The sequence below is a fragment of the Sphingomonas sp. GW821-FHT10F11 genome (assembly GCF_058809095.1).
Genome location: NZ_JBXASH010000013.1, coordinates 42,826 through 55,095, shown reverse-complemented (window position 1 = coordinate 55,095; position 12,270 = coordinate 42,826). Strand labels below are relative to the sequence as shown.

General features: G+C 66.8%; 8 protein-coding genes. 4 read left to right on the top strand and 4 right to left on the bottom strand.

What is annotated here, in order from left to right:
• Positions 1-80 precede the first annotated feature (80 nt).
• On the top strand, positions 81-1,283 hold the full coding sequence (locus AC1RT8_RS23710) for an MFS transporter (RefSeq protein WP_493078917.1): 1,203 nt from the start codon (positions 81-83) through the stop codon (positions 1,281-1,283).
• Positions 1,284-1,487: 204 nt separating this feature from the next.
• Here AC1RT8_RS23710 and AC1RT8_RS23705 read toward each other — a convergent pair whose 3' ends face one another.
• The gene (locus tag AC1RT8_RS23705; RefSeq protein WP_493078916.1) at positions 1,488-2,966 is read right to left on the bottom strand and encodes a DEAD/DEAH box helicase; all 1,479 of its coding nucleotides are present in this window, start codon (positions 2,964-2,966) and stop codon (positions 1,488-1,490) included.
• Positions 2,967-3,238: 272 nt separating this feature from the next.
• Between AC1RT8_RS23705 and AC1RT8_RS23700 the strand changes: the two genes are divergently transcribed.
• Positions 3,239-4,426 carry a GAF domain-containing sensor histidine kinase gene (locus tag AC1RT8_RS23700; RefSeq protein ID WP_493078915.1) on the top strand — a complete coding sequence of 396 codons (1,188 nt, stop codon included), beginning with the start codon at positions 3,239-3,241 and terminating at the stop codon, positions 4,424-4,426.
• 77 nt (positions 4,427-4,503) lie between these two features.
• Positions 4,504-4,854, top strand: coding sequence for a response regulator (locus tag AC1RT8_RS23695; protein WP_493078914.1), 351 nt, complete (start codon positions 4,504-4,506; stop codon positions 4,852-4,854).
• 18 nt (positions 4,855-4,872) lie between these two features.
• On the opposite strand, the gene AC1RT8_RS23690 is transcribed toward AC1RT8_RS23695, so the two are convergent.
• Complete coding sequence (locus AC1RT8_RS23690; protein ID WP_493078912.1) at positions 4,873-6,027, bottom strand: acyl-CoA dehydrogenase family protein; 1,155 nt, start codon at positions 6,025-6,027, stop codon at positions 4,873-4,875.
• A 118-nt stretch (positions 6,028-6,145) separates the two neighbouring features.
• Between AC1RT8_RS23690 and AC1RT8_RS23685 the strand changes: the two genes are divergently transcribed.
• The gene (locus AC1RT8_RS23685; RefSeq protein ID WP_493078910.1) at positions 6,146-7,147 is read left to right on the top strand and encodes a fumarylacetoacetate hydrolase family protein; all 1,002 of its coding nucleotides are present in this window, start codon (positions 6,146-6,148) and stop codon (positions 7,145-7,147) included.
• A 24-nt stretch (positions 7,148-7,171) separates the two neighbouring features.
• Here the strand turns inward: AC1RT8_RS23685 and AC1RT8_RS23680 are convergent, their stop codons facing one another.
• Both AC1RT8_RS23680 and AC1RT8_RS23675 read right to left on the bottom strand, forming a co-directional pair.
• On the bottom strand, positions 7,172-10,504 hold the full coding sequence (locus AC1RT8_RS23680; protein WP_493078909.1) for an error-prone DNA polymerase: 3,333 nt from the start codon (positions 10,502-10,504) through the stop codon (positions 7,172-7,174).
• On the bottom strand, positions 10,501-12,024 hold the full coding sequence (locus tag AC1RT8_RS23675) for a DUF6504 family protein (RefSeq protein WP_493078907.1): 1,524 nt from the start codon (positions 12,022-12,024) through the stop codon (positions 10,501-10,503). The genes AC1RT8_RS23680 and AC1RT8_RS23675 overlap by 4 nt, the downstream gene beginning before the upstream one ends.
• Between the last annotated feature and the right edge of the window lie 246 nt (positions 12,025-12,270).

The window sequence follows — 12,270 nt, the reverse complement described above, 5'->3', positions numbered from 1 at the left end:
GAAGGGCGATTGCACGCCGGGCCTTTCCTCAACCCAACTCTGCAATTGACGCCGCACTGCAGCATAGCCACCTGTGACCGATGCTAGACCCGACCGCGCCGGCGCTCCTCGTCCACCCCGCCACCCCGGCCCATCGCGTCGGTTTGACCCATCTCGCGCTCGCGGTCGGCGGGTTCGCGATCGGCACCACCGAATTCGCGACGATGAGCCTGGTCCCCGATTTCGCGCGCGACCTCCGGATCGACGCGCCGACCGCGGGCCATGTCATCAGCGCCTATGCGCTGGGCGTGGTGGTGGGCGCGCCGACCATCGCGGTGCTTGCCGCGCGCATGTCGCGGCGCACGCTGCTGATCCTGTTGATGGGCTTCTACGCGGTCGCCAATGTCCTGACCGCGCTCTCGCCCAGCTATGCCGTGATGATGGGCCTGCGCTTCCTCAGCGGCCTGCCGCACGGCGCCTATTTCGGCATCGCGACTCTGGTCGCCGCCTCGCTGGTCCCGCCGGGCAAGCGCACCCAGGCGGTGGCGCGCGTGCTGCTCGGGCTGACCGTGGCGACGATCGCCGGCGTGCCGCTGGCCAATTTCCTCGGCCAGACGATCGGCTGGCGCTGGAGCTTCGCCATTGTCGGGGCGCTCGCGCTGCTGACCGCGGCGCTTGTCGCGATCCATGCGCCGCGCGATCTGCCCGACCGGACACGAAGTCCACTCGCCGAACTGGATGCACTGAAGCGCGGGCAGGTGTGGCTGACGCTCGGCATCGGCGCGATCGGGTTCGGCGGGCTGTTTGCCGTCTATACCTATCTCGCTTCGACCCTGACGGAGGTCACCGGCGTGTCGCCGTTGATGGTCCCGGTCGCGCTGATGGTCTTCGGCGTCGGCATGACGGCGGGCAATCTTGTCATCCCGCGCTTCGCTGACCGGGCGCTGATGCCGACGGCGGCGGCACTGCTCGTCTGGAGCCTGGTGGCGCTGGCGCTCTATCCGATCGCCGCGCGGAATTTCTGGTCGATGCTGATCGACGTCTGCGCGATCGGCGTCGGGGGCGCGCTGGGCACGGTGCTGCAGACCCGGCTGATGGACGTGTCGGGCGATGCGCAGGCCCTGGCGGCGGCGTTGAACCACTCGGCGTTCAATGTGGCGAATGCGCTGGGGCCGTGGCTGGGCGGGCTGGCGATCGCAGCGGGGTTCGGCTGGACATCGACCGGCTGGGTCGGCTGCGGGCTCGCACTTGGCGGCCTGGCGATCCTGGCGGTGTCGGTGAGTCTGGAGCGCCGGACGTCTTAGCTCCTCCCCCGGGAACCGGGGGAGGGGGACCACCCGCTTCTTCAGCGGGTGGCGGAGAGGCGTGGAGCGCCGGGCAGAGGTCCCGCGGCTCCAAGCCCCTCCACCACTTCGTGGTCCCCTCCCCGTTCCGGGGAGGAATTAGATGACCGTCTCGGGTTTCCCCGCTTCAGCCCCTCAGGACCTCGCTGCTATCTTTGGTACCGCTCAGCCAGCCGCGGGCGAACGGCGGCCGCCGCCCGAATGGTTGCGGCCCTGGCCACCGCCGGGGCGACCGCCGCCACCGGGACGGCCCTGGCCGCCGGGGCGGCCACCGCTGTTCGGGCGACCTGCACCTGCGTTATAGGGGCGACCGCCCTCGGGACGAGCGCCCTGCGGACGGCCGGCACCTTCGGGGCGCCCGCCCTGCGGGCGAGCCTGGCCTTCGGTACGGGCGCCGGTCGGGCGCGCGGCATGGGTCGCACGCGGCGGCGCACGGTGGCGGCCCGAATCGTCGCGGCGACGATCGTCGTCGGAACCGGCGGGACGCGCCGCCTTGATCTTCGCCGCTTCTGCAGTGAAGCCCTCGGGCAGCGGCATCGGGGTCGCCTTGACTCGCGTCAGCTTCTCGATGTCGCGCAGATAGGACCGCTCGTCATCCGCCACGAAGCTGATCGCCACGCCCGACGCGCCGGCGCGCGCGGTGCGGCCGATGCGGTGGACATACTGCTCCGGCACGTTGGGCAGTTCGAAGTTGAACACATGGCTTACCCCCGACACGTCGATGCCGCGTGCGGCAATGTCGGTCGCGATCAGCACCTTGACCTTGCCGGCCTTGAACTCGCTCAGCGCCCGTTCCCGTTGGGGTTGGCTCTTGTTGCCATGGATCGCGTTGGCGGCGATGCCGGCATGGCCGAGCAGCTTCACGACTCGGTCGGCGCCGTGCTTGGTGCGGGTGAACACCAGGCAACGCTCGATCTCCGGGTTGCGGAGATGGATGGTGAGCAGCGCCTGCTTTTCCGACTGGTTGACCAGGGTGGCGTACTGATCGACGCGCTCGGCCGTGGTCGCGACGGGCGCGACCTTCACGGTCGCCGGATCGTTCAGGAACTGGTCGGCCAGCTCGCGGATGGCGTTGGGCATGGTCGCCGAGAAGAACAGGGTCTGGCGCTGACGCGGCACCATCTTCACGATCTTGCGGAGCGCGTGGATGAAGCCGAGGTCGAGCATCTGGTCGGCCTCGTCGAGGACGAGGATCTCCAGCGTCGCGAGGCTGACGAAACGCTGCTCGATCAGGTCGAGCAACCGGCCCGGGGTGGCGACGAGGATGTCGATGCCGCGCGCCATGTCCTGACGGTTCTTGTTGATGCTGGTGCCGCCGAACACAGTCGCGACCGACATCTTGGAGAACTTGCCATAGTCGCGCGCGCTGTCGGCGATCTGGCTGGCCAGCTCGCGGGTCGGCGCCAGGACGAGCATGCGGCAATGGGTCGGCAGCACGTTCTTGGGCGCGTTGACGAGGCGCTGGATGGAGGGAAGGACGAAAGCGGCGGTCTTGCCGGTGCCGGTCTGCGCGATGCCGAGAAGGTCGCGGCCGTCGAGCAGGGTCGGGATCGACTGCTTCTGGATCGGGGTGGGGGTGGTGTAGCCCTTGGCTTCGAGCGCGCGGACGAGCGGCTCAGCCAGGCCGAGATGTGCGAAAGACATGAGAATATAGTCCAATATTAGCCGGGCTCGCGAGTCCGGTGGACGCACGAGTGGCGGGGGAGAATGACACCCCGCGTGAAAAGGGAAGCCCGTTAAAAACGACCGAGGCGGAGCTTGGACCCTAAAGTCCGATCACGCTGCATGACGCCTCGATGGGCTGCATATGCATGCTGCGGTGCAAAAAGTCAATATCGGTGACGAAACGCTTGATCCGGATCAGGGATGAGTCAGGTGACGCGCTCATGGATCGCGCCTAAGCTGGCGCGGTGCAGATGGGGGATATTGCTCAGCCGACGGCGTTCGAGTTCGATATCGCGGCGATCAGGCGGATCGATGCGGTGCCGACGATCCTCGATGTCGTCTGCCGCACCACGGGCATGGGCTTCGCCGCGATCGCGCGCGTCACCGAGGAGCGCTGGATCGCCTGCAGCGTGCGCGACGACATCGCTTTCGGGCTTGCGCCGGGCGGCGAGCTGAAGGTCGAGACGACGATCTGCAACGAGATCCGCGAGAGCCGCGAGCCGGTGATCATCGATCACGTCGCCGAGCATCCCGATTTCTGCCATCACCACACGCCCGCCACCTATGGTTTTCAGAGCTATATCTCGATGCCGATCCTTCTGCCCGACGGGCGTTTCTTCGGCACGCTCTGCGCGATCGATCCGCGTCCGGCACAGGTGAACAATCCCGAGACGATCGGCATGTTCCGCATGTTCGCCGACATGATCGCCTTCCATCTCGACGCCCAGGCGCAGATCGAGCGGAGCGCGGCGACTCTGCTCGACGAGCGCAAGACGGCCGAGCTGCGCGAGCAGTTCATCGCGGTGCTCGGCCATGATCTGCGCAATCCGCTCGCCTCGATCGACGCGGGCACGCGGCTTCTCGCGCGCGATCCTACGCCTGAACGGGCAACCAAGGTGTTGGGGCTGATGCAGAGCAGCGTTGCACGCATGGCCGGACTGATCGACAATGTGCTCGATCTCGCGCGGGGGCGGCTCGGCGGCGGACTGACGCTCCAGCGGACGCCGGTCCAGCTCGAGCCGGTTCTGCGCCAGGTGATCGACGAGCTCAGCGCCAGCCATCCGACCCAGCAGGTCGAGGCGGTGATCGAACTCGATGCCGATGTGGATTGTGATCGCGGCAGGATCGCGCAGCTCCTGTCCAACCTGCTCGGCAACGCGATGACTCATGGTGCCGCGGATCAGCCGGTGCTGGTGCACGCGGCGACGCGCGCTGACGTGTTCGAACTGTCGGTAAGCAATGCCGGCGAGGAAATCCCGCCCGCGGCGATCGAGCGCCTGTTCCAGCCCTTCGCGCGCGGCGCGGTGCGGCCGGACCAGGCAGGGCTTGGCCTCGGCCTCTATATCGCCTCGGAAATCGCCAGGGCGCATGGCGGATCGCTCAGCGTCGTGTCGTCGCCGATGCAGACTCGCTTCACTTTCCTGATGCCGCTCGCCTGAATCCTTTCGAAATAAAGCTTCTCGGCCCGTACCCGACTATTGATGTGGTACGTTGATATGGGCCAGGGAGACTGCCCGTGTGCCATGTGTTGATCATCGAGGACGAAGCGCTGATCGCGCTCGATCTTCAGGAGATGCTCGAACTGGCAGGAGCGACGACTTTCTCCTTCGCCGAAACCGAGCGCGAAGCGGTCGACGCGGCGCGCGAGCACCGGCCCGACGTGATCATGTCCGACGTGATGCTGCGCGAGGGCACCGGGCCGCATGCGGTGGAGATGATTCAGGACGAGATGGGGCCGCTCCCGGTGATCTTCATCACTGCCACCCCCGAGGCTTGTGCGCGCTGCGATCCGCCGGCGATCATATTGGGCAAGCCGATGATCGACGCCAGGGTGCGCGAGGCCTTCCGAGCCGTGGCGCCCTGCTGAAGCGGGCGTAATCCGGTTTTAGAGACTCCGCCCGATCAGCTCCTTCATGATCTCGTTGGTCCCGCCATAGATCCGGCTCACCCGCGCCCCGCGCCAGGCCCGTGCGATCGGATATTCGTTCATGTACCCGGCACCGCCATGGAGCTGGAGGCATTTGTCCATCACCTCCCATTGCAGCTCGCTGTGCCACAGCTTGGCCGCGGCGCCTTCGGTCGGGGTCAGCTCGCCGGCGAGGTGCCGCTTGATCGCCCAGTCGAGGTGCGCCCAGCCGACCTGCAGCTTTGCCTTCAGATCGGCGAGCACGAAACGCGTGTTCTGGAAATCGAACACCACGCCGGCGAATGCCTTGCGCTCCTTGGTGAAGGCGACCGTCTCGTCGAACGCCTTTTGCGCCGAGGCTTGCACGCCGACCGCGATCGACAGCCGCTCCTGCGGCAACTGGCTCATCAGATAGATGAACCCCTTGCCTTCCTCGCCCAGGCAATTGGTCATCGGCACGCGCACGTCCTCGAAGAACAGCTCCGACGTGTCGGCGGCATCCTGGCCGATCTTGTCGAGGTTGCGCCCGCGCTTGAAGCCCTCCCGGTCGCTCTCGACCAGGATGATCGACATGCCCTTATATGCTGGCCTGGCATCGGGATCGGTCTTGGCGACGACCAGGATCAGGTCGGCATTCTGGCCGTTGGTGATATAGGTCTTGGACCCGTTGACGACATAATGATTGCCGTCCTTTTTCGCGGATGTCCGGACACCCTGCAGGTCGGATCCGGTGCCTGGCTCGGTCATCGCGATGGCGGTGATCGTCTCGCCCGAGACGAGACGCGGCAGCCACTGCTTCTTCTGCTCCTCGGAACCGTACTGGACGATATAGTCGCAGACGATATCGGACTGGAGCGCGAAGCCGAGCGGCGTGCCGGCGTACGACACTTCCTCGTCGATGATCGCGTTATAGCCGAAATCCAGGCCCAGCCCGCCATATTCCTCTGGTACCGTCGGGCACAGCATGCCGATCGCGCCAGCCTTGGTCCAGATCGACTTGTCGACGATGCCCGCCTCTTCCCATGCGGCGACATGGGGGACGGCTTCCTTCTGCAGGAAGCTGCGCACGCTCTGGCGGAAAGCCTCGTGATCCTCGGTATAGGCGAAGCGGCCCTGCACGGTGTCGAGGGACATTCAGTTCTCTCCTGCAACCTTTTGGAGGGTGTGCGGTTCGTTTACGCGAACGTCAAGCGCGCTGGCGCTCGACAGCCCGGGCGATCGGACTATGCTCGATGGAAACACAGGAGAGCGCATGAAACTGGCCAGCCTCAAGCATGGACGCGACGGCAAGCTTGTCGTCGTTTCGAACGATCTGGCCTGGTATGCCGATGCGGAGCATATCGCCCCCACGCTGCAGGCGGCACTTGATGATTGGGATCGGCTGCTGCCCGATCTCAGGAACCTCGCGACCGATCTCGAGCATGAGATGATCCCGATGCGCCGCTTCCACGAGCATGGCGCTGCGGCGCCGCTGCCGCGGGCGTATCAATGGGCGGACGGATCGGCCTATGTGAACCATGTCGCGCTGGTGCGGCAGGCGCGGGGTGCGGAACTGCCGGAAAGCTTCTGGCACGATCCGCTGATGTACCAGGGCGGCTCGGACGGTTTCTTGGGTCCGCGCGATCCGATCCCGCTGGCGGACGAAAGCTGGGGCTGCGACCTCGAGGCCGAGGTGGTGGTGGTGACGGGCGACGTGCCGCTTGGCGCCAGTCGCGAGCAAGCGCTGGATGCAGTTCGCCTGGTCGGCCTCACCAACGACGTGTCGCTGCGCAACCTGATCCCGGGCGAGCTGGCCAAGGGCTTCGGCTTCTTCCAGTCCAAACCGGCCAGCGCCTTCTCGCCCGTGTTCGTGACGCCGGATTCGCTTGGCGACTGGTGGAAGGACGGCAAGCTCCACCGCAGGCTGATGGTCGATCTCAACGGCAAGGCATTCGGCCGGGCCGAGGCGAGCGAGGACATGACCTTCGATTTCGGCATCCTGATCGCGCATGCCGCGAAGACTCGGGCGCTGGGGGCGGGGACGATCATCGGTTCAGGCACCGTCTCCAACCGCGACGCCGATGGCGGGCCGGGCAAGCCGGTCGCCGATGGCGGCGTGGGCTATAGCTGCCTCGCCGAGGTCCGCATGGTCGAGACGATCAAGGGCGGTGCTGCGGTGACGCCGTTCCTGAAAAAGGGCGACACGGTCCGCATCTGGGCCGAGGACGACAAGCGCCACCCGATCTTCGGCGTGATCGAGCAGACGGTGGAGTAAAATTCCTCTCCGGAATGGGGAGGATCAGTGGAAATCATGCGAGCGGATCGGGATCACCTCTTCCATCTCGCCTCCGAACAACGGCAATCTCGGCCGGTCGCGCGGATCGATCGTCCCGCCATGCGTCGCCCCGTCGCCGGGCATCGTCATGTTCGGCAGATCGAGATCGCCGATTCCGCGCAGCAAATGGGTATGATCGACGATCCGGTCGGCGACGACATGGATGACGCCGCTTTCGGATTGAACGCGGCCGACCACGCTGATCATCGACGCCGCCATCAGGATGCGCCGCTGCGCCTCGAACCGGTCCTTCCACAGGATCGCGTTGGCGATGCCGGTCTCGTCCTCCAGGGTCACGAACACCACGCCTTCGGCACTGCCCGGCCGCTGCCGCACCAGGATGATCCCCGCCACTTCGACCCGCGCGCCGTCCTTCATCATCTTGAGATCGCTGCACTTCCTGATGCGCATCCGGTCGAGTTCGCCGCGCAGGAAATGGAGCGGATGGTTGCGCAGCGTCAACTGGGTCGCGCGATAATCCTCCACCACCTCCCGGCCGGCGGTGAGCGGAGTCAGTGCGACGACTGGCTCGCGCGCTTCGGGGATGATGGTGCCCGCCCGCGTATCGGCGGCGGTCAGTAGCGGCAGCGGCACCTGCCCCAATCCCTTGATCGCCCAGAGCGCCTGGCGCCGGTTGAGGCCAAGGCATTGAAAGGCATCGGCCCGGGCCAGTTTTTCGAGCGCCGCCGGCTTCACCCGGGAACGGCGCCAGGCATCCTCGACCGAGGTGAAGGGGCCGGTCGCTCGGGCTTTCACGATCGCTCCGGCATCTTCCTCGCTCAGCCCCAGCACGATCCGCATGCCGAGCCTCAGGGGAAGCAGGTCCCGCCAATCCGCGTCGGTTCCCCAGAAACGGGAATCGCGGGGTCGGGCATTCGGCGCCCCCGGCACAACGACCGTGTCCCAGTCGCTCCGGTTGATGCACACCGGCAGCGCCTCGACCCCGTGCTCGCGCGCATCACGGATGATCTGCGCCGGCGCATAGAATCCCATTGGTTGTGCGTTGAGCAGGGCGGTGCAGAAGATCTCGGGATGATGGCACTTCATCCATGAGGAGGCATAGGCGATCTTGGCGAAGCTCGCGGCATGGCTCTCGGGAAAACCATAGCTGCCGAACCCTTCGATCTGCTTGACCAGCCGCTCGGCGAAATCGAGGGAGATGCCGTTCGCCAGCATGCCGCTGATCAGCGGCTCGCGGAACTTGCCGACACCGCCCGTCTGCTTGAACGTCGCCATCGCCCGGCGGAGCCGGTCCGCTTCGCTTGCGGAGAATCCGGCGCCCACCATCGCGACCTGCATCGCCTGTTCCTGGAACAATGGCACGCCCAACGTCTTTTCCAGCACCGCTTCCAGTGCCTTGCTCGGATATTCGATCGGCTCCTTCTGCTCGCGCCGCTTGAGATAGGGGTGCACCATGTCGCCCTGGATCGGCCCGGGGCGAACGATCGCGACCTGGATGGCGATGTCGTAGAAATTGACCGGCTTCATCCGCGGCAGCATCGACATCTGCGCCCGGCTCTCGATCTGGAACACGCCGAGCGTATCGGCCGTCTGGATCATGGCGAAGGTTTCGGGATCCTCACCCTGCATCAACGGACTGTCGAGCCGCAGGTCGATGGCCTTGTGCTCGCGCAGCAGGTCGAAGGTGCGGCGCATGCAGCCGAGCATGCCGAGGCCGAGGATATCGACCTTCATCAGGCCAAGCTCCTCGACGTCCAGCTTCTCCCACTCCACCACGCGGCGGTCGACCATCGCGGCGGGCTCGATCGGCAGCAATTCGTCGAGCCGGCCTTGAGCCAGCACGAAGCCACCGGGATGCTGCGACAGATGCCGGGGCGTGCCGATGAGCTGTTGCGCCAGGTCGAGCGTCAGCGCGAGCCGCTGCTCGGTGGGATCGAGGTTGAGCGCCTCGACATGCTCCGGGGGCAGGCCGTCGCTCGACCAGCCCCAGACCTGTCCCGAAAGCGCTGCGGTCATATCCTCGGACAGGCCAAGCGCCTTGCCCACCTCGCGCAGCGCGCCGCGCGTACGAAAGCGGCTGACCACCGCCGTCATTGCGGCATGATTCTCGCCATAGGTCTCATAGATCCACTGGATCACTTCCTCGCGCCGCTCATGCTCGAAATCGACGTCGATATCAGGCGGCTCGTGGCGCGAGGTCGAGATGAAGCGCTCGAACAACAGCTTGTGGTAAACCGGGTCGATCGAGGTGACCCCGAGCACGAAGCAGATCACCGAATTGGCGGCTGAACCACGGCCCTGGCACAATATTTCCTGGCTGCGCGCGAAGCGCACGATCGAGTTCACGGTCAGGAAATAGGGCGCGTATCCCATCTCCTCGACCAGCGCGAGTTCATGCTCCAGCAGTGTTGTATAGGCAGGTGGAATTGGCTCGGGTGCGAACCGCTCCGCCAGCGCGGTACGCGCCATCTTCGCCAGCGCGTCCTGCGGCGTCTTGCCGCTGATCACGACTTCGTCAGGATAGCGATACTGCTCCTTCAGCTCGCGCAGCGAGAAGGTGCAGCGCTCGACGATCGCCTCGGTAGCGGCGATCGCCTCCGGGTAGCGCTTGAACCGCCGTATCATCTCCGCCGGCGATTTGAGGTGCCGGTCGGCACTCCGCTCCCGTCGAAAACCGAGATCGTCGATCGTGCATTTGTTGCGGATCGCGGTGACGACGTCCTGCAGCATGCGCCGATCTGGCGTGTCGTAGAGTACATCCCCGGTGGCGAGCGGGGTCAGGCCGAAGGCCCGCGCCTTCTGGTCCAGCAGATGCAGCCGCATCGCATCGCCGGGGCGGCGGTGCTGAGTCAGGCAAAGGTGCCCGCGTTCGGTGAAGACATCCGCCATCCAGCGCAGCGCGAGATCGTCCTGTTCGTAGGTTTCGGTCATGCCGGGTATGAGCGCGCCGATCAGCCCCGTCGCATGCGCTGCCACATCTTCCCAATGAAGGAAGCACTGTCCCTTTTCGCCCTTTTGCGCATCGGCCCGTCCCTTGCCGAGCGTGAGCAGGCTGGTGAGGCGGCTCCAGGCCGCCCGGTCTTCTGGCCAGACGAGGGTCGAGGTGCCGTCGACCAGATCGAGCCGGCAGCCGGCGATCATCCGGATCGGAAAGCCTTGCGCCGTAATCTCCTCCGCGGCGACCAGCGCGCGCACTACCCCACCGACCGAGTTGCGATCGGTGATGCCCAGTGCCGGCATGCCGGACATTGCCGCGGCGGCGAACAATTGCTCGGGTGAGGAGGCACCGCGCAGGAAGCTGTAATGCGTCGTCACCTGCAGTTCGGACCAGGTCACCCGAATGCCCCGTGCATGAACCAGGTGAGGTCGCCCGTTTCGGCGCGCTCGCCGTCGCCGCGGCGGAATAGCCAGAAACGCTGGCCGGCCTCGTCCTCCACCCGGAAATAGTCGCGCACCGAATGCTGCTCGGTCGCGCGTTTCCACCATTCGCCGTGGACGCGCTCGGGCCCGTCGGCGCGCACCACGCGGTGAGTCGTGCCACGCCAGGTGAAGCGGCGTGGCGGCTGGTCGGGCAGCTCGGCGATGACATGGTCGAGCTGTTCGGGCCGACGCAGCATGCGCACCGGGCGCGGCCAGCGATGATGCCAGGGGTGGAGATCGGCGGTGCGATCGAGCTGGCGGACATCGCCCGGCTTGAGCGGCGGTGCGGCGCGTTCGGGCGGATCGAGCACCGGTGTGGGTGCGGCGGCGCGTTCGGGCACGTCGCTTTCCACCGGCCGCATGCGCCAGAGCCGCCCCGCGCCGATGCGGATGGCGAGCGTGTCGATCAGCGGCGCGATATCGGGTGCTGCGTCCTCGTCCAGCCGCTCGACCAGCGCCTGGGGCCCGAGTGGTTCGCTGCGCCTGACATGCAGCGTCAGCGCGTCGATCCCGAAGCCCGGATCGATCGTCTCGATCCGGCGCAGCAACAGGCGTTTCAGATGCGCCGGGTCGCGACTGGCGCGGGCGACGCCGATGCGGATCGCCTGGGGCCTGCCGTCGATGCGATCGGCGACCAGCTCAATCATCCGCGCCCCGCGCCCGGCCTTACCCAGCTTCGCGATCAGATCGGGGACGAGCCGGTCGAGCCAGTGCGCGATCGCCTCGCCGGTCAGGATCGGCTCGGCGAAACGTTGCACGGTCACGATATGCTCGAGCGGGACGACCGGATCGAGCGGTTCGCCGAGCCGGCCCGTCGCCTGATCGATCCGAGCGACCAGCCCGGCGCCGAAGCGCCGCGCGAGCGGGGCGCGGGGCATGGCCATGAGCTGCCCGATCGAGTCGACGCCGAGTCGCCTGAGCAGCTCGACCGCGGTCGGCTCGATGCGGAGCGCCGGCACCGGCAGCGGAGCGAGCGCATCGACATGCCCGGCCTTGGGGCAGATCAGGACCGGGTGGCGGCCGCCGGTGGCATAGCGTGCCAGCGCCCAGGCAGCGCCGACCGTATCGGCCACCGCGATCCGCGTGGTGAAGCCGAGCCGGGCCAGCAGTTTCAGGATGCGCCGTGCCATCGCTTCCTCGCCGCCGAACAGATGCGCGGTGCCGGTAATGTCGATGAACAGCCCGTCCGCCTCTCGCCCAGCCCCGGAGAGCGCGACGATCGGCGACCAGTGCAGCGCGGCGGTGATGGCGAGGCGGGTCAGCTCGGCGCGATCGCCTTCGGGGTCGGCAGGCCGGATATCGAGGTCCGGTACTTGCGCCCGTGCCTGAGTCACCGCCATGCCGGCCCGGATGCCGAGCAGATGCGCGGCATGGCTGGTCGCGGCGACGAGGATTTTGCTGCCCTCGCGGATGGAGGTGATGAGGGGGACTTCCAATTCCTCCCCGGAACGGGGAGGGGGACCGGCGCAGCTGGTGGAGGGGCTGGCTTGGCGAGACCGTGCCGCGCTCAGCGTCGGGTCGAATTGTCCCCCGGACAATTCTCGAACCTGCGGGGCAGGTTCGCCCCGACACTCCCCACCACCGCGCAAGCGCGGTCCCCCTCCCCGTTCCGGGGAGGAACCAGGTGACCCATCGTCTCCCCGCAGCCTTGGCAGCGTCGGCCCTTCCTCCCCCCGCGCCCA

Bases quoted from the DNA above. Each gene is read 5' to 3' on its own strand.
- AC1RT8_RS23700 (WP_493078915.1), top strand. From the start codon at position 3,239: ATGGGGGATATTGCTCAGCCGACGGCGTTCGAGTTCGATATCGCGGCG.
- AC1RT8_RS23705 (WP_493078916.1), bottom strand. From the start codon at position 2,966: ATGTCTTTCGCACATCTCGGCCTGGCTGAGCCGCTCGTCCGCGCGCTC.
- AC1RT8_RS23685 (WP_493078910.1), top strand. From the start codon at position 6,146: ATGAAACTGGCCAGCCTCAAGCATGGACGCGACGGCAAGCTTGTCGTC.
- AC1RT8_RS23690 (WP_493078912.1), bottom strand. From the start codon at position 6,027: ATGTCCCTCGACACCGTGCAGGGCCGCTTCGCCTATACCGAGGATCAC.
- AC1RT8_RS23710 (WP_493078917.1), top strand. From the start codon at position 81: ATGCTAGACCCGACCGCGCCGGCGCTCCTCGTCCACCCCGCCACCCCG.